The 22,546-nt window shown below is 43.2% G+C and carries 28 protein-coding genes and 3 pseudogenes; 28 read left to right on the top strand and 3 right to left on the bottom strand.

All coding sequences use genetic code 11. The annotated features are described in order from the left end of the window. The first annotated feature begins 102 nt into the window (after positions 1-102). A complete protein-coding gene (locus CK1_RS01110; RefSeq protein WP_015524511.1) occupies positions 103-1,086 on the top strand; it encodes a helix-turn-helix domain-containing protein in 984 nt (327 codons plus the stop codon). Here CK1_RS01110 and CK1_RS01115 read toward each other — a convergent pair. Both CK1_RS01115 and CK1_RS17755 read right to left on the bottom strand, forming a co-directional pair. Then, positions 1,059-1,652, bottom strand: a complete 594-nt coding sequence (locus tag CK1_RS01115; protein ID WP_353611095.1) for an MATE family efflux transporter — start codon at positions 1,650-1,652, stop codon at positions 1,059-1,061. The genes CK1_RS01110 and CK1_RS01115 overlap by 28 nt on opposite strands. Beyond that, positions 1,540-2,397 carry an MATE family efflux transporter gene (locus CK1_RS17755; RefSeq protein ID WP_015524513.1) on the bottom strand — a complete coding sequence of 286 codons (858 nt, stop codon included), beginning with the start codon at positions 2,395-2,397 and terminating at the stop codon, positions 1,540-1,542. Before CK1_RS17755 ends, CK1_RS01115 begins: the two co-directional genes overlap by 113 nt. A gap of 845 nt (positions 2,398-3,242) precedes the next feature. Here CK1_RS17755 and CK1_RS01125 point away from each other — a divergent pair. From CK1_RS01125 to CK1_RS01260, 27 genes and pseudogenes are all read left to right on the top strand, one after another. Continuing rightward, positions 3,243-3,944: a replication initiator protein A gene (locus CK1_RS01125; protein WP_306289051.1), complete on the top strand. Its 702-nt coding sequence runs from the start codon at positions 3,243-3,245 to the stop codon at positions 3,942-3,944. Positions 3,945-3,949: 5 nt separating this feature from the next. After that, positions 3,950-4,093, top strand: a complete 144-nt coding sequence (locus CK1_RS01130; RefSeq protein WP_306288669.1) for a hypothetical protein — start codon at positions 3,950-3,952, stop codon at positions 4,091-4,093. A gap of 162 nt (positions 4,094-4,255) precedes the next feature. Next, positions 4,256-5,719, top strand: coding sequence for an AAA family ATPase (locus CK1_RS17760; protein ID WP_015524516.1), 1,464 nt, complete (start codon positions 4,256-4,258; stop codon positions 5,717-5,719). Positions 5,720-5,948: 229 nt separating this feature from the next. Continuing rightward, complete coding sequence (locus CK1_RS01145; protein WP_015524517.1) at positions 5,949-6,281, top strand: helix-turn-helix transcriptional regulator; 333 nt, start codon at positions 5,949-5,951, stop codon at positions 6,279-6,281. Positions 6,282-6,291: 10 nt separating this feature from the next. Beyond that, positions 6,292-7,116 (top strand): ImmA/IrrE family metallo-endopeptidase, encoded by an 825-nt coding sequence (locus tag CK1_RS01150; protein WP_015524518.1) that lies wholly within the window; start codon positions 6,292-6,294, stop codon positions 7,114-7,116. Then, entirely contained in the window at positions 7,113-7,769 is a 657-nt protein-coding gene (locus tag CK1_RS01155) for a PIN domain-containing protein (protein WP_287082546.1), read from the top strand. The genes CK1_RS01150 and CK1_RS01155 overlap by 4 nt, the downstream gene beginning before the upstream one ends. A gap of 74 nt (positions 7,770-7,843) precedes the next feature. Next, on the top strand, positions 7,844-8,320 hold the full coding sequence (locus CK1_RS01160) for a phage terminase small subunit P27 family (protein WP_306289053.1): 477 nt from the start codon (positions 7,844-7,846) through the stop codon (positions 8,318-8,320). A 62-nt stretch (positions 8,321-8,382) separates the two neighbouring features. Further along, positions 8,383-9,945, top strand: coding sequence for a terminase large subunit (locus CK1_RS01165; RefSeq protein WP_287082562.1), 1,563 nt, complete (start codon positions 8,383-8,385; stop codon positions 9,943-9,945). 9 nt (positions 9,946-9,954) lie between these two features. After that, positions 9,955-11,289 carry a phage portal protein gene (locus CK1_RS01170; protein WP_015524519.1) on the top strand — a complete coding sequence of 445 codons (1,335 nt, stop codon included), beginning with the start codon at positions 9,955-9,957 and terminating at the stop codon, positions 11,287-11,289. Beyond that, positions 11,228-11,792, top strand: a pseudogene (locus tag CK1_RS01175) (head maturation protease, ClpP-related); the annotation flags it as partial. The gene CK1_RS01170 and the pseudogene CK1_RS01175, both read left to right, overlap by 62 nt. 391 nt (positions 11,793-12,183) lie before the next feature. Then, on the top strand, positions 12,184-13,356 hold the full coding sequence (locus CK1_RS01180) for a phage major capsid protein (protein ID WP_015524520.1): 1,173 nt from the start codon (positions 12,184-12,186) through the stop codon (positions 13,354-13,356). Between the two features lie 59 nt (positions 13,357-13,415). Then, on the top strand, positions 13,416-13,697 hold the full coding sequence (locus CK1_RS01185; protein WP_330577281.1) for a head-tail connector protein: 282 nt from the start codon (positions 13,416-13,418) through the stop codon (positions 13,695-13,697). Positions 13,698-13,707: 10 nt separating this feature from the next. Further along, the gene (locus CK1_RS01190) at positions 13,708-14,049 is read left to right on the top strand and encodes a phage head closure protein (protein WP_070100084.1); all 342 of its coding nucleotides are present in this window, start codon (positions 13,708-13,710) and stop codon (positions 14,047-14,049) included. 3 nt (positions 14,050-14,052) lie between these two features. Further along, a complete protein-coding gene (locus CK1_RS01195; RefSeq protein ID WP_005612501.1) occupies positions 14,053-14,433 on the top strand; it encodes an HK97 gp10 family phage protein in 381 nt (126 codons plus the stop codon). 19 nt (positions 14,434-14,452) lie between these two features. Next, entirely contained in the window at positions 14,453-14,770 is a 318-nt protein-coding gene (locus CK1_RS01200; RefSeq protein WP_015524522.1) for a hypothetical protein, read from the top strand. Between the two features lie 27 nt (positions 14,771-14,797). Then, a pseudogene (locus CK1_RS01205) lies at positions 14,798-15,438 on the top strand (major tail protein). A 13-nt stretch (positions 15,439-15,451) separates the two neighbouring features. After that, a complete protein-coding gene (locus CK1_RS01210) occupies positions 15,452-15,838 on the top strand; it encodes a hypothetical protein (RefSeq protein ID WP_015524525.1) in 387 nt (128 codons plus the stop codon). Continuing rightward, complete coding sequence (locus tag CK1_RS01215; protein WP_015524526.1) at positions 15,835-16,002, top strand: hypothetical protein; 168 nt, start codon at positions 15,835-15,837, stop codon at positions 16,000-16,002. The genes CK1_RS01210 and CK1_RS01215 overlap by 4 nt, the downstream gene beginning before the upstream one ends. Positions 16,003-16,122: 120 nt before the next feature. After that, on the top strand, positions 16,123-16,620 hold the full coding sequence (locus CK1_RS01220; protein ID WP_015524527.1) for a hypothetical protein: 498 nt from the start codon (positions 16,123-16,125) through the stop codon (positions 16,618-16,620). After that, the gene (locus CK1_RS01225) at positions 16,614-16,976 is read left to right on the top strand and encodes a hypothetical protein (RefSeq protein WP_015524528.1); all 363 of its coding nucleotides are present in this window, start codon (positions 16,614-16,616) and stop codon (positions 16,974-16,976) included. The genes CK1_RS01220 and CK1_RS01225 overlap by 7 nt, the downstream gene beginning before the upstream one ends. A gap of 26 nt (positions 16,977-17,002) precedes the next feature. After that, positions 17,003-17,239: a hypothetical protein gene (locus CK1_RS01230; protein ID WP_015524529.1), complete on the top strand. Its 237-nt coding sequence runs from the start codon at positions 17,003-17,005 to the stop codon at positions 17,237-17,239. Then, complete coding sequence (locus CK1_RS01235) at positions 17,239-17,715, top strand: hypothetical protein (protein ID WP_015524530.1); 477 nt, start codon at positions 17,239-17,241, stop codon at positions 17,713-17,715. The genes CK1_RS01230 and CK1_RS01235 overlap by 1 nt, the downstream gene beginning before the upstream one ends. 29 nt (positions 17,716-17,744) lie before the next feature. Beyond that, entirely contained in the window at positions 17,745-18,149 is a 405-nt protein-coding gene (locus tag CK1_RS01240) for a hypothetical protein (protein WP_055052361.1), read from the top strand. A gap of 41 nt (positions 18,150-18,190) precedes the next feature. Continuing rightward, complete coding sequence (locus tag CK1_RS01245; protein ID WP_015524531.1) at positions 18,191-21,046, top strand: phage tail tape measure protein; 2,856 nt, start codon at positions 18,191-18,193, stop codon at positions 21,044-21,046. Positions 21,047-21,067: 21 nt separating this feature from the next. Further along, positions 21,068-21,409, top strand: coding sequence for a hypothetical protein (locus CK1_RS01250; protein ID WP_306288671.1), 342 nt, complete (start codon positions 21,068-21,070; stop codon positions 21,407-21,409). Positions 21,410-21,487: 78 nt separating this feature from the next. Next, positions 21,488-21,811, top strand: coding sequence for a hypothetical protein (locus CK1_RS01255; RefSeq protein ID WP_015524532.1), 324 nt, complete (start codon positions 21,488-21,490; stop codon positions 21,809-21,811). A 34-nt stretch (positions 21,812-21,845) separates the two neighbouring features. Next, the gene (locus CK1_RS01260) at positions 21,846-22,274 is read left to right on the top strand and encodes a GNAT family N-acetyltransferase (protein ID WP_015524533.1); all 429 of its coding nucleotides are present in this window, start codon (positions 21,846-21,848) and stop codon (positions 22,272-22,274) included. Between the two features lie 142 nt (positions 22,275-22,416). Here CK1_RS01260 and CK1_RS18725 read toward each other — a convergent pair. Beyond that, positions 22,417-22,546: pseudogene (locus CK1_RS18725) on the bottom strand (site-specific integrase); the annotation flags it as partial.

The raw sequence follows: 22,546 nt of genomic DNA on the forward strand, positions 1-22,546 counted from the left end.
AGAACCTGATTACCGGTTAATCTGTCTTTTTTCATTAAAGGGGGTGATTGCCATGATTATTGATCTGGACAGCAGTTGAATCGCTGAAAGGAGGGAAAAGTTATGCAGGAAGAGGTAACTCAGAAAACGGTCACGTTCTGTATTCGGGCTACTAAGATTACAGCAGACCTGTTGAAAAAGGTTCTTGTTGCGTATCTGCGTTATCAGAATCTTTATGCGATAAAAGAAAAGTGCCAGCACGGATCCATTCAGGTTCCATACAGTTACTATGACTGCGGTATACCGGATTATTTTACGAGTGTACCGCTGCACTGGCACAGTGAAATGGAATTAAATTACATAAAATCTGGAAATGGTTTTTTCAAATACGAGGATCAGACCATCTCTGCCAAACCAGGAGACATCGTTCTGATCCAGCCCAACGTCCTTCATGCTATCATGTCGGATGAGCACAGCTCTTTTTTTTATGATACCATTGTTTTTCATCAGAATATGCTGGTGGGAAGTTACGATGACCGTTGTTATACAGATATTCTGCTGCCGATCTTTTCTTCCAGACAAAGAGTTCTGGTCCCTGTATCTCAGGACCCCCCGGGGTATCATGAACTCCATGATTCGGTCCGGACTATTATGCAGTGTGCGCACAAAAATCTTGCAACGTCTGATCTGTTACTGAAAAGCGAACTGCTTCGCTTATTTTATCTGCTGGCATCGACACCGGGACTCTGCACCGAACACACGGTTTCGACAGAATCTCGGATGACCGAAACACTTCGGCCTGTTCTCACTTATATACAGAAACATCATTCTGAATCTGTCACCATAGAGCAGCTGGCAAAGATCGCTCATATGAGCAGCAGTTACTTTATGAGCTGTTTCAAACAGAATTTCGGTCTCGGAGCCATTGAATATCTGAATCAGGTACGTATCCGATCAGCATGCGATCTTCTGCGCAATACGGATCGCAGTATCTCCGACATTGCTTTCGATACCGGATTTCATAACCTTTCAAATTTCAATCGACAGTTTCGCACCAAGGTAGGATGTTCTCCTCAGACTTACCGAAAAGAATCCGTTCTTTCCTGATAGATCCAGTAAGTGATCATCAACATGATCCAGGCGCCGATCCAGGCAGATACTTCTGCCAGAGCAACACCACGAAAAGCCAGATATGGAGTCAGCAGCTTTACCATGACCACTCGAAGAGACACTTCCAGGACTCCTGAAAGCATCGGAACAAACGTATGTCCCATGCCCTGACACCCGTTGCGGAACACAAACAGCCATCCCAGAGGAAACAGACAGATGCCAGTAACCGCCAGAAAATCTCTTGTGTAAGAAATAATCGACGCATCATTCAACATGAAAGAAGTCAGAAACTCAGGAATACACAGCAACATCAAAGCCAGTGGAATATTTATCAGGATCGTCAGGATAACTCCTTCCCGGATACCGGTACGTATCCGCTCCTTTTTTCCGGCACCATAATTCTGTCCCACAAAAGTAAGAAGTGCCAGGCCTACTGTATTTGCCGGCTGTTCAAAAAGACTGAGGATCTTGGTGCATGCCGCATAGGCAGCCACATAGCTTGTTCCCATATTGTTGACAAATGTCTGCAACACCATTCCACCCACTGCAGTGACAGAATTCATAACGGCAACAGGCAGACCTTTCAATGTCAGTCTTTTGATGATCACACTCTGTGGTTTCCAGTCCGTTTTTTTCGGGATCAGATTTTTTTCCCTTCCTATGTAGTAACAGCAGTAAAGCGCAGACAGAACCTGTGCCAGAACAGTGGCTAACGCTGCGCCAAAAAACACCCATATGCAGCGGAAAAACGAATAACAGATCCATCAGAACATTAGCAATGGCGGAAATTATCATTGCAACCAGAGGCACCCGGCTGTTTCCGACGGAACGCAGAAGTGTCATGGCAAAATTATTAAAAATTGTAATGGTGGTTCCCGCAAGAATTGTTCCGAAATATTGCAGTGTTTCCGTCATCAGATCTTCCGGTGTATGGAGAAATGTAAATAATTGCCGCATGAAGGCCAGACTTACCACTGTGATCACAATCCCAATAGCCAGACAGATCCAGACAGACATTGCCAGCTCCTTACGAAGTTTTTCATAATTGCCACTTCCAAAAGACTGAGAAATACAGATTCCCAATCCTCCTGTCAGCCCAATTGCGAAACCAATGATCAGAAAATGTACGGAACCGGTATTTCCGACTGCTGCAAGTGCCGTATCGCCAATTCCTTTTCCCACCACCATAGAGTCTGCAAAGCTGTATAACTGCTGAAACAGATTTCCTGCCAGGATCGGCAGAAAAAACTGTACCAGTAAACGCATGCAGTTTCCCTGCGTCATATCATTCGTCGTGTTCTTACCCATTATGTTACCTCCTGATGTCTAAACGGTACTCTCCAAATACTGTCTGCTTTTAGCCAGTATTTTACTACTGAAATGATACTTTTTCTATGACATTACTATGCTGAAATATTAGCAGAAAGTTTCTTGTTTAAATTTTTTATGATGTTTTCAGAGTTATCTTTTGAATAATATCTCATTTTTGCTGCCGATAAATAGTCTATAATAATACCTCCTCTTCAAAATTAATTCTATCATAAAATGACATATAAATCTAATAAAGATATGCTTAAAAGACAAGAGTTCATAATGATTAGTGAACATCATAATATTTTTAGAGTAGCATCCAAATATCACAAACCGATTTGATGAGGAGAAAATACCAGAGCAAGATCCACTCGTGTATTACAGTATTGTCATTTTGATAATTTTGTATTACTTACGAGTAGCAGACTTGATGGGGATTACGTCCCCATACCCACGTGAAAATATAATTGCTGGCAATTATATTTTAGCAGATACGCGAGCATATCTGAGTAAGCGTCACAGACAACAAAATAAGGAAATTTTGATAAGGCATTCACCTGGAATAGGTGAGTGTTTTTTGTTTTTAAGTATTCAATTAACCGAAAAAATAAAAAATTTTCCTCAGGGGGCTGTAAAAATGCCTCTCAGCGTTTCGTATTAATGAAAGGGTATTTTTGCAGGAAAATAAAAATTTTCATCAAGAGCCTGTATTTATGCCCTTCATCTTTTGAATATGTGTAAGGACATTTTTGAGCCGGCATAAAAATGATTTTTACAACAGTTAGAAACAGAAACGAGGCGAGAAAAGAATGAAATATGAATACATGAAGGAGTCAGAGCAGATGCTTCAGTACTTCCAGTTTCCGAAGTTTTTGCTAAAACTGCGAATTTCTCAAACTGCAAAATTCCTTTATATGATTTTGTATGACCGGGCGCGGATATCGAGAAAGAATAACTGGATAGACAAGTATGGAAATGTTTATCTGATCTTTCCAATAGAGGAATTGTCTGTTCAAATCGGCAAATGTAAATCTTCTGTAAAAACAGCATTGAAGGAATTAGATGATGTGGGATTAGTGTTTCGCAAGTCCGGCGGATTTTCAAAACCCAATCATTTGTATGTGAGAATTCCATCTGATGCAGATATATCAGATGCAGTCATGCATAGAGCAAAAAACTATGTTGAGAACTGGGATGAAATGAAAAGAAATCATATAGGCTGTTTGTTCTGGGGGCCGGTTGGCACTGGAAAAAGTTTTATTGCCGGGTGCATTGCCAATGAACTTCTTAAGCAGGAAGTAACAGTAAAGATGACAAATTTCAATACTATTATCGATGATATATTTCCGCTGGCAGACAAAACGGAATATATCAATGCATTGGCTTCTTACCAGCTTTTGGTTATTGATGATCTTGGAGTGGAACGAAATTCAGAATATGCATTAGGAACTGTTTTTAGTGTCATAGACCGCAGGGTCCGTTCGGGACGACCTTTGATCATCACGACCAATCTTCCACTGAAAGAAATAAAAACGAGACCATAGGTGATGTGAAAACTTCGGATACGCATCTGGGACTTGAGGATGCAGAGGATGAATTGAAGCGGCTGGAAGACCTGCAGAATGCCAGAAAGGAATTGGAACGGACGCAGGGAGAAAAGACGGTGTTGCAGAAGATGTTTAAGGCGATATGATTATAGAAGAAAACGAAAGACGCTTTGCGGTTGCAGGGCGTTTTTTGTATAGAGAATCTTGTATAAATATGGTACAATAAATCCGTTGAACAACGCGAGTAGAAATATATCAAAGAAGAAATAGTATTATATAATTTATGTGAGAAAGACAAGGTGATTACTATGGAATATCCTCATACATTACAGTTTAACGTAGAAAAGATTTTTGGCAACCAAGAGGTTCAAATAACACTGTATTCGGGATTAACAATATTGGTTGGTACAAATGCTTCCGGAAAGACTCAAACATTGAAAAAAATAAGGGATATTATGAAAAGAAAGTTAGGTGGCGATAAGGTTCGATATTTATCATCAAATAGAATTGGAAATATGGAACAATATAGATCAAAAACAAATCAATACAGTTATACCATTGATGATTATACACTTGGAGATCAAGCGACAAAACGTGCTCGTTTACAAATTGAAACTGCAAGTGGAGATTTCTTTGCAATGGACGAACGAAAGGATGTTTTTATTAAGGTATCTGAGAGGTTATCGGTGTTATTTAATAGAAATATTTTTATTCGTTGGGATGCTGGACATATGAAGGTGTTTTTTGGAAAGACCGATAGTGAGCAAGAATACTCAGTTGCAGCAGAAGCAAGTGGATTAGTTAATGTTATTTCAATTTTGGCTGCCCTATTTGATGAAGTGGTTGAAGTATTATTAATTGATGAGCCAGAAGTATCTTTGCATCCGCAATTACAATCATATCTTCTTCGTGAGATGAAAAGTGCTGCAAAAAGATACAATAAAACTATTATTATTTCAACCCATTCTGCAGAGATGCTTGAATTAAATACTGCATCTGAGTTGTGTAACTTTGTGTTTTTTAGTAAAGATGCATTACCTAAACAAATTTCGCCAGATACACCGGAATTGAATAGCGCAAAATTGAAAGAATTTCTTTTGCGAATGAGTCTTATATATAATGAGGGCTTTTTTGCTAAAAAAGTAATGCTTATTGAAGGTTCCAGCGATATGATTTTATGTCGATATCTTTGCAATAGACTTAACTTAAATTTAGATGTGGCAGGTTCACAAATTATTCCGGTTGAAGGAAAAGGACAGTTCCCTATTATTACAAAATTGTTTAGACTTATTGGTAAAGAAGTATGTGTCTTAACGGATTTAGATGGCTTTACAGATGATAATAGTATTATTAATTTATTTTCGGGTTTACCTGAAGCAACTGACATTGCTAATGATTATGGCAATGGGGATCTTCAAAGTATGATTAATATTCCTTGTAAACATCCTGGCTGTGCAGCACTGATTCCGCACGGTCAGATGTATTGTGAGAAACATAAGCCATTACATACAAAGGACAGAGCCCATGCATCAGAGCGTGGTTATGGTGCCAAATGGCAGCGAGAGAGAAAGAAGTTCTTAGAGAGCAATCCATTCTGTGTGAAGTGTTATGAAGAAGGTCATATTACTATGGCTACAGTCGTGGATCATATTATTCCACACCGTGGAGACCAGAAACTGTTCTGGGATAGGTCGAACTGGCAGCCTTTGTGTGAGCATCATCATAATGTAAAGACAATGACCGAGGATAGATTCAAGGAATATCGGTTCTGATGGAGCGAGGGTAGGGGGTATTTGAATCTCTACAGGCCTTAAGCTCCAAGACCGGCGCCCCCTCTTCTGTGCAAAATCGCGAAATAGAAGATGGGGGTATGAGTAAAAGGTTGTTATTGATGTGAAAACATAACATGATATTATATGATGTTACAAAATCATAACATTTCAGATTGACTTTTCTCATTTTTGTGATAAAATATTAGTAAGCAGAAATGGAGGGATTATCATGAATGAAATGTTAGGTAGCCGTATCAAGGCGTTGAGAAGTGCAAAAAATTTCACTCAAGAGCAGGTCGCTGATCAGATTGGTGTCAGCAGACAGAAGTATGCAAGAATTGAGAGTGGAGTCAATAGTGTTACTTTGGATATCCTTTCTAAGGTTGCTGAAGTTCTAGGCGTAACTGTGGGAGATATAACAAGAGTACTTGACGAGTCTCCGGTGGTTGAATATAGAGCAGGAGAGGAAGGCGCATCTTCTAAAAAGATATTTGATATGCTTGATTTGTTTTATGCGAATAAGCATATGTGTGCAAAGCTACAGCACAAGGATATGATTTAGGAGGGTTTGCATGCAGGATAGTAGGAAACGAGAAATCCGAATAAAAGCGGATTCATTTAGGGTGAAGTGTAAAATAAGCAGATATGGAATAATTGATCTGTTCAAAGAGTGTGAGAGACTTGGATATAAGCTATTAAGATATCCTCTCGGAGACAATGCTGATTTAGGCTTCGCAGTAAAGAAGGATAATGATATTATTATTTTTACAAATAGCTGTAGCAGATTATCCAGAGAAATCTTCACACTTGCACATGAAATTGGTCATGTGATATTGCATTTAAACGATGAAAGTTCATTTATTGACGATAGTATAACAATTAATGGTAGAAGTACTGATAAAAAAGAGCAGGAAGCAAATTATTTTGCAGCCTGTTTATTGATGCCGGCTGATGATGTAGGCAGATTTATTGATCTCGGGATTCAAGATTTCGGGGAAAAAGGTTTGTCAGCAATGGACATTGCTCGTATAATGTCAGAGTTTAATGTTAGCTTTGATATGGCATTAAACAGATTGGAGAGTTTAGGCATAATAGACCTAAAACAGAAGCTGTGTCTTGATAATGAGAGAATTATGAAAAAGGTTGGCAATTTGCTCCGAAGCGTTGGTGGCAATGCAAAGTTGAATGAACCAAGTAATGTGATTGATATACCACATGAGTATATTGATTATGTTATTTATAATTATAACCATAATGCAGTGCCAAAAGAAACGCTGGAAAAGGTGCTTGCATGTTATCAGCTTAGTATTGAAGATATTAGTGACAAGCTTGTTTCGTTTGATGACGATGACGGTGATGATGACTTGGATGATTTGATAGGAGGTTTGGAAGATTGAGAGCCTCTTTAGATACAAATGTTATTATCCATTTCTATAAGGCGAATCTTCAGAATATCTTGTTTGATTTTTTTGATGAAGGAGTGTTTATTTATGAACAGATTCGTAATGTCGAGTTGGAAAATCATGGGCAGGATGTAATCTCCAAGGTCGATTCTGATATTGCCGCAGGTAGGATAGAAATTTATACAAATCAGAAGCTAAAAGATTTGCAGGTATATAAAATTTTTGAACATAATGTCAATGAAAACAGAAATTTGTATGGTTCAGGTGATTTGGGCGAAGTATATGCAATATCATTAGCGCAAACCCTTGGTGCATACTCTCTTGTTACAGATGACACGAAGCAGGGTGGCCCTTATATGTCATTGTTACAATTTGAAGATGATATTATGCCATTTACATTTGCGGATGTCTTAATATTAAGGTATTTGATGGGAGTCGTTGATGAAAATCAGACTGTAAAAGATTTTGATCTTGTTAATAATTCATCAAATCTTAACTGGACATTTAGAAGTCAGGTTACGAAATTCATTAAACGATTTATTAAAGATCCTTATCGAAATGAAGATACCGAATGGATTCGTAAATTGTCTGAAACGTATGAGTTTAGCATAAAAGCTAAATTGTCTGCATTGAGTAAATTACTATAACATCAATGATTATTAATGAGGATCGTGTAGAAATACATGGTCCTTTTCTTATGCAAAAAATTAGGAAGGAGGGGATTCCAGTGGCAGGAAGAAAGCCAAAGCCTACAGCTTTGAAAAAGCTGGAAGGTAATCCGGGAAAAAGAAAATTGAATACGAAGGAGCCAATTCCGGCAAAGGGAATGCCTAACTGTCCGGAATGGTTATTACCTGAGACTAAGAAAGAGTGGGAACGTTTAGCTGATTTGATGAATCAGATTGGGGTTCTTACGGAAGTGGATATGGCGGCATTTGCGGCCTACTGTCAATCTTATGCCAGATGGAAGGAAGCGCAGGAGCATATAGATTCTGAGGGGTCGACCTTTGAAACGGATAAAGGATATCAGCAGCAGACACCTTGGGTTGGTATTGCAAATACCAATCAGAAGCTGATGCTGCAGGCGGCATCCGAGTTTGGACTTACGCCTTCATCCAGGTCACGTATTGTGGCTGGTAGTGCAAAGGGTAAGGAGCCGGAAGATGAGATGGAGGCATTGCTTGGGGGTGATTCTTAGTGGCAAAGGAACCAAGACCAAAGGGATATCCGAAGCTTAAGAATTATAAACCTTCCCAGTTCATGCTTCCGACTTCACATTATGATAAGAAGAAAGCAGACAGGGCAGTGACCTTTATTGAGAATCTTTGTCACACCAAAGGTAAATGGGCAGGAACACCATTCTGGCTATTACCGTGGCAGGAGCAATTGATAAGAGATATATTCGGGATTGTAAAACCTGATGGGAACAGGCAGTTCCGCACTGCATTTGTGGAGATATGTAAGAAAGTAGGTAAGAGCGAATTAGCAGCAGCTGTCGCTCTTTATTTATTGTATGCGGACAATGAGCCTTCCGCAGAAGTGTATGGTGCAGCGGCTGACAGACAGCAGGCATCCATCGTATTTGATGTGGCAAAACAGATGGTAGAGATGTCACCGGCTCTGATGAAAAGAAGTAAGCTTATGGGAGCCACCAAGCGTATTGTGAATTATAGCAATGCCGGTTACTATCAAGTGCTGTCAGCGGAGGTTGGTGGTAAACATGGATTTTCGGTAAGCGGTTTGGTATTCGATGAAATTCATACCCAGCCAAACAGGCAGCTGTATGATGTTCTTACCAAGGGCTCATCGGATGCAAGACAGAATCCGCTTCACTTTATTATAACGACTGCAGGTAATGATAGACATTCCATTGCTTATGAGCTTCATACGAAGGCGGTGGATATCTTAGAAGGCAGACGTGTGGATCCAACTTTTTATCCTGTGGTCTATGGACTTAAGGATGATGAGGACTGGGAAGATGAAGAAAACTGGTATAAGGTAAATCCTTCTCTTGGATATACCGTTGATATTGAAAGACTCAGAGATGCATACAGGGAAGCAAAGCAGAACCCGGCGGATGAGGTTACTTTCAAATGGCTTCGATGCAATATGTGGGTGAGTTCAACCGTTGCATGGATTCCAGATGCGATATATATGAGAGGAAATGAATCAATTGAGGCGGCTTCACTTGAAGGAAGAGACTGTTATGCAGGACTTGACCTTTCAAGTACAGGGGATATTACAGCTTTAGTATTGATATTTCCGCCGAGAGATGAAAATGAAAAGTATGTGCTCTTGCCGTACTTCTGGATTCCTGAGGAAACCATACCTAGAAGAGTGAAAGCTAATTCAGTTCCCTATGATATTTGGGAAAAACAAGGCTATATCATGTCTACAGAGGGAAACGTGATTCATTACGATTTTATTGAAAAGTTCATCATGTACCTATCAGAGAAATATCACATTTTGGAAATAGCGGTGGATAGATGGAATGCGACTCAGATGATTCAAAATTTGGAGGGCGAAGGTTTTACCATTGTTCCTTTTGGTCAGGGATTTTCTTCAATGTCAGCTCCGACGAAAGAATTCTATCGCTTACTGATGGAGGGAAGAATTATTCACGGTGGGAATCCAGTGCTTAGATGGATGGCGGGTAATGTTGTTATTGACACAGATCCTGCTGGCAATATTAAAGTAACCAAAGCTAAATCTAAGGAGAAGATAGATGGCATTGTTGCCGCAATTATGGCGCTTGATAGATGTATACGTCAGGAAGGGCAGAGTGGCAGCGTTTACGATGAGAGAGGATTGTTGGTATTTTAAGGAGGGTGTATGGGATTTTTCAGTAATTTATTTCGGGGAAGGGATGCTCCTTCTAACAGCACAGCTGGAAGCGGGTATGGATTCTTTATGGGGAGTACGGCTTCCGGGAAGAGGGTGAATGCACGGAGCGCCATGCAGATGACTGCTGTGTATTCCTGTGTGAGGATTCTTTCTGAGGCAGTGGCGGGTCTGCCATTGCAGTTTTACAGGTATAACGATAATGGCGGTAAGGAAAAGGCGGTGGATCATCCGCTCTATTTTCTGCTGCATGATGAGCCGAATCCGGAGATGACTTCTTTTGTGTTCCGGGAGACTCTAATGACGCACTTGCTTTTGTGGGGGAATGCGTACAGTCAGATCATCCGGAATGGAAAGGGTGAAATTGTGGCTCTTTATCCGCTGATGCCCGACCGGATGACGGTGGACAGGGATGAGCATGGCAGGCTTTATTATGAGTACCTGGTTTATGACGGGGATGATGTGGATGGCAGAACCGGGACGGATCCGAAAGCGAGTGGAAAGATTGTGCGTCTGCATCCGGCGGATGTGTTGCATATTCCGGGGCTTGGGTTTGACGGACTGGTCGGATATTCACCTATTGCCATGGCGAAGAATGCGATCGGGCTTGCCATTGCTGCGGAGGAGTATGGAAGCAAGTTTTATGCCAACGGTGCCGCTCCGTCAGGAGTGCTGGAGCATCCGGGGACTTTGAAGGATCCGGGCAGGGTGCGGGAGAGCTGGCAGTCCACTTTCGGGGGAAGCAGCAATGCCAATAAGGTTGCTGTCCTGGAAGAGGGAATGAAGTATACGCCGATTTCCATTGCACCGAATGAAGCACAGTTTCTGGAAACAAGGAAGTTTCAGATTGATGAGATTGCCAGGATTTTCAGGGTGCCGCCGCATATGGTCGGGGATCTGGATAAGTCCAGTTTCAGCAACATTGAGCAGCAGTCTTTGGAGTTTGTGAAGTATACACTGGATCCCTGGGTGAGCCGGTGGGAACAGGCAATGGTCAGGGCTCTGCTGTCTGCGGAGGAAAAGAAGAAGTATTTCTTTAAGTTCAATGTGGATGGGCTGCTCAGGGGTGATTACCAGTCAAGGATGACCGGTTATGCCACGGCAAGACAGAATGGATGGATGAGTGCCAATGATATCCGGGAACTGGAAAATATGGACCGGATCCCGGAAGAACTTGGCGGCGATCTGTATCTGATCAATGGAAATATGACGAAATTACAGGATGCCGGTATCTTTGCCGGATCTGGAAAGGGGAAGGATACTGGTGAAGAAGTTTTGGAACTGGAAAAAGAAAGCGGTAAATTTGGAAAGCGGACAGGAAGCTGAGGAAAGAATCCTGTTCATGAACGGAGTTATCGCTGAGGACAGCTGGTTTGACGATGATGTCACGCCGGCTCTTTTTAAGGATGAACTGAATGCAGGGACAGGGGACATTACCCTGTGGATCAACAGTCCGGGCGGGGACTGTGTTGCCGCAGCGCAGATTTTTAACATGCTGTCGGAATATCCGGGGAAGGTTACCGTAAAGATTGACGGGCTTGCGGCATCTGCTGCGTCTGTCATTGCAATGGCCGGAACTGAGGTATGGATGAGTCCGGTAAGCATGATGATGATCCATAATCCGGCGACGGTTGCGTGGGGTGACCATTCGGAGATGAAGAAGGCTATGGAACTTCTGGATGCGGTGAAAGAATCTATCATCAATGCTTATGTACGGAAAACGGGACAGAGCAGGGCGAAGCTGTCACATCTGATGGATGCGGAAACGTGGATGGATGCGAATAAGGCTGTGGAGCTTGGCTTTGCGGATGACATCCTGTTCCAGAAAGAGGAACAGGGCAGTGAAGGCGAAAATGGAGATCCAGGTGCTGGCCGTACAGAAAACGGGACGTCTGATTCTGTAATGTTTTCCAGACGGGCAGTGAATAATGCGCTGATGAATAAGCTGGAGAGGTATTATGGAAAGACCGGAAAATCCGTGAAAGACCAGGCGGAAATTGGCTTGAATGGAAATGGTACTGGTATGCAGGGGACTGGAATAAGTGGAAGTGCCGGTGCTGAGGGGGACGATCCCTGTAATGGATGTTTCGGGGCGGCGGAGAATGCCTGCCAGAAGTGTGAAAAGAAGAAAGTGAATACGAATGTTACAGGGCGTTCTGCAGATGATCTGCGTGAACGCTTAAATTTTATCAAAAAATATATCTGAGGAGGATACGGATTATGACGATTCAGGAATTAATGGAGAAGAGAGCTAAGGTTTGGGAAGCTGCAAAGAATTTTGTGGATACCCATGAGAATGAAAACGGGGTGCTGTCTGCGGAGGACAGTGCAACCTATGAGAGAATGGAAGCGGAGATTGAGGATCTGACAAAGGCGATTGACCGCCACCGCAAGGCTGAGGAAATGGAAAAGAACCTGAACCAGCCGGTAAACCAGCCGCTGACCGGGAAGCCTTATGCAGGCGGCCAGGGTGAGTCAAAGACAGGACGTGCTTCTGATGAATACCGCAGGGCAATGCTGAATGCACTGAGAAGCAACTTCCGCCAGGTTTCTAATACCCTTCAGGAGGGCGTGGATGCCGATGGTGGTTATCTGGTTCCGGAAGAGTATGACAGAAGGCTGGTTGATGTTCTGAATGAAGAAAATATCATGCGCCGTCTTGCCACAAGAATCGTGACTTCCGGGGAGCATAAGATCAATATTGCGGCTACCAAGCCGGCGGCAAGCTGGATTGAGGAAGGCGGGGCGCTGACTTTCGGGGATGCGACTTTTGACCAGAAGATCCTGGATGCACATAAGCTTCATGTGGCGATCAAGGTAACTGAGGAACTGCTTTATGACAATGCCTTTAATCTGGAAAATTACATCCTTGTTCAGTTTGGAAAGGCACTTGCCAATGCGGAAGAGGATGCCTTCCTGAACGGAAACGGAACAGGGAAGCCGACCGGTATTTTTGACGGAACAGGCGGCGGACATCTGCTGAATACACTGGCTGCGGCACTGAAATCAGATGACATGCTGGATCTGGTGTATGGCCTGAAACGTCCGTACCGTAAAAATGCATCCTTTATCATGAATGATGCAACACTGCCTTCTCTTAGAAAGCTGAAGGACAATAACGGTGCTTATATCTGGCAGCCGGCTTATCAGGCAGGAGAACCGGACAGGATCCTGGGTTACAAGGTGGAGACTTCTGCCTATGCACCGAAGGACGGCATCGCTTTTGGGGATTACAGCTATTACAACATTGGTGACCGAGGAAACAGATCCTTTAAGCAGCTGAATGAACTGTTTGCAGGCAACGGGATGATCGGCTTTGTTGCAAAGGAACGCGTGGACGGAAAACTGGTTCTTCCGGAAGCAGTGCAGATTATGAAACTGAAGGCAGACTGATTTTATGAATAAAGGGACCGGCAGGAGAAGTACAGGTCTGCCGGTTCTGTTTTGAGGTGATGCAGTTGGCAGTGACAGTGGAAGAGATGAAGAATTACCTGCGTGTGGATTTTGAGGATGATGATGCGCTGATCGGGGATCTGATCAGGCAGGGGCAGCAGATCTGCATGGATGTGGCAAGGATCACGGATGAGGATGAGTTTGAAGACCTGCAGGGGACGAAGATTGCCGTGCAGTATGCGGCTGCCTATCTGTATGAACACAGGGAGGAAGCGGATCACCATCAGCTGGTGATGGATCTGCGGAGCATGCTGTTTGGAGTGCGGAAACCGGGATTCTGAGGTGGTTGGTTTGAATATTGGATTGATGAATGAGAAAGTTGTTTTTCAGAAATGTTCTGTTGTAAAGGACGGGATCGGAAATCACAGGAATGAGTGGACAGAGGATTACTGCTGTTTTGCTACGATAGGCGGTGAGGGGCTTGCCAGTTCCAGGGAAGCGGAAACTGCAGGGACTGTGGTGGAGGATGTGGGAATGACTGTGACGGTGCGGTACTGTAAAAAGACTGCAGGCATCCGGTCTGTTACCCACAGGATCCTGTTTCGGGATCAGGTGTATGACATTGTGAGTGTGGATCATCTGAATTATAAGAAGAAGTGTCTGAAATTCACATGCAGGAAGGTCCGGAGGTGAGACATGGCAGGAGACAGATGTACAGTCAGCCAGATGGCAGATGTGATCATGGAAGGGCTGGAAGAGTACGCACAGCTTGCGGCGGATGATATGAAAAAAGCAGTAAAGAAGGCAGGCGCACAGGCGAGAAAAGACATCCAGGAAAATGCCCCTGTGAAGACCGGTGCCTATGCAAAGAGCTGGGCGGCGAAGACCACGAAGGAAACTGCCAATGCGATGGAAATCGTGGTGTATTCCAGGAACAGGTACCAGCTGGCCCATCTGCTGGAGTTCGGCCATGCGCTGAGAAAAGGCGGCAGGACAAGGGCATTTCCCCATATTGCGCCTGCTGAGGAAAGGGCTGCGCAGACTCTGGAACGGGAAGTAGAGAAGGCACTGAGGTGATGGCGGGAGGTGAAAGCATATGACACTGGAAGAACTGGCAGGGATGCTGGAAAAGGCTGGTTTTCCTTTTGCTTATGACCATTTTGCGGAAGGGGAAAGCCCGGATCCGCCGTTTATCTGCTATCTGCTTCCCGGCAGTGATAATTTTGCGGCAGACGGACGGGTATACTTCCGGATCAGTGAAGTAAGGATAGAGCTATACACGGACCGGAAGGATCCCGGGGCAGAAACTCTGGTGGAAACAGTTCTGGATGATGCCGGGATTTTTTATAATAAGTCGGAGGTCTGGATCCAGAGCGAAAAGCTGTATGAGGTGCTGTACAGTATGGAACTGTAATGATTTGTTTAATGATGGAGGGATAATATGTCTGATAAGAATAACAAGGTAAAGTATAACCTGAAAAATGCGCATTACGCTTTACTGACGATCGGGGAGGAGGGGACGGTGTCCTATGCAGCACCAGTGCCGCTTCCGGGGTCCGTATCACTGTCCCTGGATGCCAACGGGGAGCCGGAGAATTTTTATGCAGATGGCATTGCGTATTATGTAATCAACAACAATATGGCTATGACGGGGATCTGGAGCTTGCACTGATTCCGGAGAGTTTCAGGACAGATGTACTGAGAGAGAAGCTGGATGCCAAGGGCGTTCTGATTGAAAACTCGGATGCAGAACTGGCACTGTTTGCCCTGCTTTTTGAGTTCGACGGGGACGTGCGTCATATCCGCCACGTGATGTATAACTGTTCAGCTTCCCGTCCGAAGATCGAGGGCAAGACCAACGAGGAGAAAAAGGAAGTGCAGACAGAAACACTGACTATCAAGGCTACACCATTGGCGGATGGAAAGGTGAAGGCGAAGACAGGGAATACTACGGATGCAACTGTTTATGCAGACTGGTACAAGTCGGTGTATCTGCCGGCTGCAGATCCGGCTTCCTTGCAGGAAGCTGATGGTGGAAAATCTGTTGTGAGTGCTACTGGAAATGGAAAAGCACTGAGCTGAGGGGGATTCAGATATGAGTATGATGAAGAAGATTGAGATTGACGGGAAGGCGGTTGCTTTTAAGGCTTCTGCCGCTATTCCGCGTATTTACAGGATTAAGTTCCAGAGGGATATTTATAAGGATCTGTCTGCTTTGGAGAAGGCAATAGGGAAGGATAGCGGGAACAGCGAGGATGTGAGCAGTCTGGATCTGTTTTCCCTTGAGATGTTTGAGAACATTGCGTATGTGATGGCGAAACATGCGGATCCGTCTATCCCGGATAATCCGGAGGAATGGCTGGATGAGTTTAACACGTTCAGCATTTATCAGGTTCTGCCAAAGCTGATCGAGCTGTGGGGAATGAACATTAGGACGGATGTGGAGGCTAAAAAAAACTTCATGCAACAGACCGCGAAATGACAACTCCCCTGTTTCTTCTCCGGTGTGTGCAGCTGGGGATTTCCATCCGGGATCTGGATCTGCTGACTATCGGGATGGTGAATGATATGTTTGTGGAGAGCAGGAACGATGAGTATAAGGGATGGAGACAGGTTGCCACACAGGAGGATTTCGACAGGTTCTGATATAAGATTTTATTGAGAAAAGAAAATTATTATTTTTATAGATTTTGTTAAGAAAATTGTAGATTAAAGATTTGAGTTGAGGTATAATATATAAATTATATAAATCTAGGGGGTGGTTAAATGGTATTTAGCAAGGCAAAATTGTTTAAAAACAATCAATCGAGTCATGGAACTGTATGTGTAGTTCCTTATAATGATAATATAGAATACTATACATTCCTCAAACAACAAAGAGAAGTAGGTAACAAACAAATAATCATTACATCTGATATAATGATTAATATTATTCGAAAAGTATGTTTGGAAAGAAAGTTTCACATCTATAAAATAGTATTAGCTGAGGAAGATTCAGAAATAGAATATGAATTAGATAAGCTAATCACGCAGGTGCAGAATAATGCGGCTTATTTTGGAGACTTGATTGAAAAAATCCAATTTTTGTCAGAACAGTCCTCAATAGATTTGGCAAGAGTATATATGAAGGGACATTTTTCGAACGGTTTTACACCTAATTTATATGTTCAAGCAAATGGGATTTTGGGGGTAAATAGTGAATCATTTGACGAATTGACACAAGAGATAAGCACCGTTGTTGAGAGGTGTTTGGCAGGATGGTAAAAGGAATATGGAAACTGGTTACGCCTATAATAAGTGCTATAATTGGTATTTATGCAACAAATACATTCAATGTATTTGCTCTATTACCATTTGTTCCTGATGAACATTTGTTTGATATATGCATTACAGTTTATTTTGCGATTGCTGATATAATCATTGAGCTAATAGCGGAATTGATAACAAAATCAGTTAAGAATTTTTTTACTTCTGAACTAGAGGTTATTATGGGGGTACCAGGTGCAAATACGAATTTAACATCTAATGCGATAATGACTTTCAATTCTCAGAGCTTGGCGGAAGCCATTATAAAAGTAAATATTCGTGGAAGAAAAAACATTTTAAGGGTGTTGAATTAGTTATAAAAAAGCCGGCATTTGCGGAAATGCAAGCAGTATCAAGTAGAAGAGAAGTCTATGTAGATGATGATTACCATGTTAATTTGGAAGCACTTTTTGGAAATGGTGATCGGATTGAAAGCAAACAAGAATTTCGAATTGCTTTAATCCAAGATGCAGTAGATGGAAATACTGAAGCTACAATTTACCCAGAGTTAAGCATAAAAAAATGTAATATTATTTTTAAACGTAATAGTGCAAAATTAAGAACAGGGAGAGAATAATGGCATCAACGACAAGATGGCGGGATACGGTAGTAGAAAATATTGATCAAGCTATACAAAAATTAATAGATGACGTGACTGAAGAAGAGAAGGTAACTAACATTATATGGGAAAACTGGTCAATACAGAAATGTTTTACTGATAATAAAACAATTAAGTTGAATGGAAAAGATATCAAATTTAATTACATAACATATGCATATGATCAAGTAGACACAACGAATGAGAATAAAACTGCAAGAAAAGACGGATTTATTATTGTGTATTCCACTGGTTATGATGTGAATTACATCATAGACCAAAATTCTTATGCGATGAAACTTTTGCGGAAGTTATTATCTTATAATGGGCGCAATGAACTGGAAAGAGGTAATTTTGATTTTTCTAATGATTTCTTTAGTTGGCTGATATATAGGGTATATAATAAGAATTGTAATATAGAAGTTTTTCTTGAGAAAGAAAAAAACTTACGGTAGATACAATAAAAGGAATAAAGGGAGATACCTTGGATTTACAGACACAGGTTACGGCATCTGGTGAGGCAGTAATGAATATTATTAGTACATTGGCATTCTTGCTTGAAAGTCGAAATTTTAATCAAATTAAACTTGATTTAAATTACACTGATCATTCAAATGTGAGTTTGGCTTTGCAAAAAGGAACTGTAAATGTATTAATGAATGAATATTCAGGGATATTTGAAGATGATACGCCAGAAGAAAAGATTGCAAAAGCATATCTTCTTATTTATTTAGAGATTTTGCCAATTCTGTTTCAAGAATATTATACTGATATTGGAAATGATGTTTGGAACGAGGAAGTGTACAAACAATTTTTAAAATCTGTTGGAGAAACTATAAGAGAAAAAATTGATAATAGAATTGCATCATTTGATGATCAAGATAATTAAACTAGCACCGATTTTTAATCGGTGCTTTTTAGTTTACCAAAATGTCAAAAGGAGGTGAAGTAATAATAAATCGGATTAAAGGTATTACAATTGAGATTGGCGGCGATACCACAAAATTGCAGACTGCCCTGAAAGGGGTTAATACGGAGATCAGGAATACGCAGAGCCAGCTGAAAGATGTGGAGAAGCTTCTGAAGCTGGATCCGGGGAATACGGAGCTGATCGCGCAGAAGCACAGGCTGCTGGCACAGGCGGTTTCTGAGACAAGGGAAAAGCTGGAAACTTTGAAGACTGCACAGCAGCAGGCGGATGAGGCACTGCGGAACGGGACGATTTCCCAGGACCAGTATGATGCACTGCAGAGGGAGATCATTGAGACGGAGCAGAGACTGAGGAGCCTGGAAGAGCAGGCGAACCAGTCTGCGACTGCTTTGCAGAAAATCGGTGCGACCGGTGAGAAGTTGCAGACAGTTGGAAACAAGATTTCTTCTGTGGGGCAGAAGCTGCTTCCAGTGACGGGAGTGGTGACAGGGCTTGGAACGGCGGCGGTGAAAACTGCCGCTGATTTTGACTCTGCAATGAGTAAGGTGGCGGCTGTGTCCGGGGCAACGGGATCTGATTTTGACAGCCTCCGGGACAAGGCCAGGGAGATGGGTGCCAAGACAAAGTTCTCTGCGACTGAGGCGGCAGATGCCATGAATTATATGGCAATGGCCGGATGGAAGACGGAGGATATGCTGCCCGGTATTGAGGGTGTCATGTACCTGGCTGCGGCATCCGGGGAAGACCTGGCAACGACTTCTGATATTGTGACGGATGCGCTGACAGCTTTTGGGCTGACTGCAGCGGATTCGGGACATTTTGCAGATGTGCTGGCGGCTGCTTCCAGTAATGCCAATACCAATGTGTCCATGATGGGTGAGACGTTTAAGTACTGTGCGCCGGTTGCAGGGGCTTTGGGATTTTCGGTTGAGGATACGGCAGAAGCTATCGGGCTGATGGGGAATGCGGGTATCAAGGCTTCCCAGGCTGGTACTTCCATGCGTTCCATTATGACCAACCTGACCGGGGATGTGAAGCTGTCGGGTGCGGCGATCGGGGATGTGACCATTGCTACCACGAATGCAGACGGATCCATGAGGAGCCTGTCTGCGATCCTGGCTGACTGCAGGGTGGCTTTTGGCGGAATGACTGAGGCAGAGAAGGCGAACAATGCGGAGGCACTGGTCGGAAAGAATGCCATGTCAGGTTTCCTGGCACTGATGAATGCGGCACCGGAGGATATTGAAAAGGTGTCGGGGGCGGTAAATAACTGCAAGGATGCCGCAAAGAACATGGCGGATACCATGCAGGATAATCTGGAAGGACAGCTGACTATTCTGAAGTCACAGCTTCAGGAGCTGGCGATCTCTTTCGGGGATCTGCTGATGCCTGCGGTGCGGAGTATTGTTTCCGGTCTGCAGGGGATGGTGGACGTGCTGAATGCCATGCCGGACGGGGTGAAACGTGTGATCATGATCGTTGCACTTCTGGCTGCGGCTCTGGGTCCTGTGCTGATCATCATAGGCAAGACCCTTTCGGCCATTGGAACGATTATGACATGGGCACCGAAGCTTGCCGGTGCGATCAGTACGGTGAAGGGTGCTTTTGCTGCGCTGAGTGCCACGATGATGGCAAATCCGATCGCCATTGTGATCGCTGCCATTGCAGCCTTAGTGGCGGCTTTTATTTATCTCTGGAATACGAATGAAGAGTTCCGGCAGTTCTGGATCAGGCTGTGGAATGAGATTAAGGAAGTCGCTGTCCAGGTATGGACGGCGGTTTCCCAGTTTCTGGTTTCCGCATGGAACGGGATCCGGAATACGGCGGTGGCTGTATGGAATGGCATCAGGGATTTCTTTTCCGGTCTGTGGGCTGGGATTAAGACACTGTTTACTACGGTTGTCACTGCAATTTCTACTTTCCTTGTGGGAGCGTGGAATGGAATCCGTGCAACGGTTATGACAGTGTGGAATGCGATTTCAGCATTTCTGGGTTCTGTCTGGAATGGGATCAGGTCTGTCATTACGAATGTGGTGAACGGGATCCGGACATTTTTGCAGAGTGCATGGAACGGGATTCGGACAGTCATTACTACGGTGATGAATGCAATTCGGACGGTGATCTCTACGGTCTGGAATGGGATCCGGACAATTATTTCTACCGTGCTGAATGGAATCAGGGGTACTGTCAATTCCGTGTGGAATGGAATCAGGAATACCATTTCTTCTGTGGTGAACGGGATTAAGAATACGGTTTCCAGTGCTTTTAATGCCATGTGGTCCGGAATCCGGGGTACGATTTCCGGTATTTATAATACGATCCGGGATGGACTGGGAAATGCGGTGAATTATATTACAGGTCTTGCATCTGCCGGATGGCGGTGGGGTGCGGATATCATCAATGGCATTGTAAATGGTATCCGGAGCTGTATTGGTGCAGTTGCCAATGCGGTGACGGATGTGGCAAATACTATTCGTTCCCATCTGCATTTCTCTGTGCCGGATGAAGGTCCTCTGACGGATTTTGAGAGCTGGATGCCTGACTTTATGAGTGGTCTGGCTGAGGGCATTGAGAAGAGCAGGGGAATGGTGAAGGCGGCTGTGAACAGTGTGGCTGCGGATATGGTGGTTTCGCCGCAGATGGCTGTGGCAGACAGCAGTGTGATGACCGGTACGGGATCGTCCGGCAGTGCGGATCTGACGGCTGGTATTGTGGCGGCGCTGAAGGATGTGCTGGAAGATCAGAAGGGACAGCAGGGGGATCTGGTGATTCCTGTTTATCTGGGAAACCAGCTGCTGGATGAGGTGATCGTGACGGCACAGCAGAGAATGAGTCTGAGGAGCGGAGGTAGATAGGATGGCTTTTTTCAGTATCTTGTGTTTGACGGGGAGAACCTGCCGCTTCCGGATTCTTATGAGGTGGAGCTGGAGGATGTGGAAGCGGATTCCGGCGGTGAGACAGAGGCGGGAACGACACAGAGGGATGTGGTGCGGCATGGGGTTGCACGGATCCCCGTGTCGTTTTCTGTGACTGCGAAGTGGCTTAAGAAGCTGGCAGGGTATGCGAAGAAGGATAAGATCAGTGTGCAGTATTTTGATGTGGAGACAGCGGAACTGAAACTGGCGGAGATGTATGTGACTGGGTATAAGGCGAAGCTGAAAAAGGATACCAGTTATAAGGGGCTTTGGACGGTGAGCTTTACGTTGAAGGAGATGTAGCGAGATGGTATAATGGGAGAATCAAATCGGTATTTGTCAGAAAATGAGGAATAGTTGAAATGGAGGCGCTATAATAACATGAAGATTGAAGGGAACCAGAAAGAACTGGATGCAATGGTAGAATTTCATAAGGGAAACCGTGTCGAGGGGCTGAGACTGCAAGAAGAATTTGCAGCGGAATTTCGTAAGGAGTATAAAGACAAAGATCACTGTCCTTGCCTGAAAGCCTGTCGTTATCACGGAAACTGTAAGGAATGTGTAGCAATCCACAGAGCGCATCAGGAACATGTTCCTAATTGTATGCGACCATTGATTAATGAAAAATTGAAATTGATGTCAGAATTAACAGAGCATACCTTGGCAAATGAAATAGAAGCTCCACATGAGATTTTAAGAAAATAGGCAAGTCAAATCCCAGTTTCATAGAGGAAATTCGATGATTAGAACATATAGAGAAAGTGACTTGCCTGTTGTTATGGAAATATGGCTTGGCACAAATATCAAAGCACATAGTTTTATTTCTAAAGAATATTGGATAAGTAATTATGAGATGGTAAAAAAAGTTTTGCCTAATGCAGAGTTATATGTGTATGAAGATGATGATACAAAACTAATTGACGGGTTTATTGGATTAACAGATAGTTATATTGAAGGACTTTTCGTAAAAGACATTGCCCAGTCAAAAGGAATTGGAAAGCAATTATTGGACTATGTGAAAAGGATAAAATCTACACTTTGTTTGAGTGTTTATCAAGAGAATATAAGGGCAGTGCATTTTTATCAGAGGGAACAATTCCAAATTCAATCAGAGAACATTGATGATAATACAGACGAAAAAGAGTTCTATATGACTTGGAGCATATAGACAACTTCAAGTTTGCCGAAATATCTTTCTAACTTTCCCTATTTTACAGGCTTTTCAGCCCATTCATTAGTGAAATGATATGTATTTTCCCTTATTTTTGCCCTTATGAGATAATCGTAAGGGAAATAAGGGAAAGTTTTATTTAGTCGTTGCCTGCCACTTTATCAAGTAACTTTGCGGATTCCCGCTTGGCTTTTCTTGTGGAATGGGCGTAGACATTCATTGTGGTACTGACATCTGAGTGTCCTAACAGTTCCTGTACATCTTTCGGA

Origin of the sequence: Ruminococcus sp. SR1/5 (assembly GCF_000209835.1) — a bacterium.
Taxonomy (GTDB): domain Bacteria; phylum Bacillota; class Clostridia; order Lachnospirales; family Lachnospiraceae; genus Blautia_A; species Blautia_A fusiformis.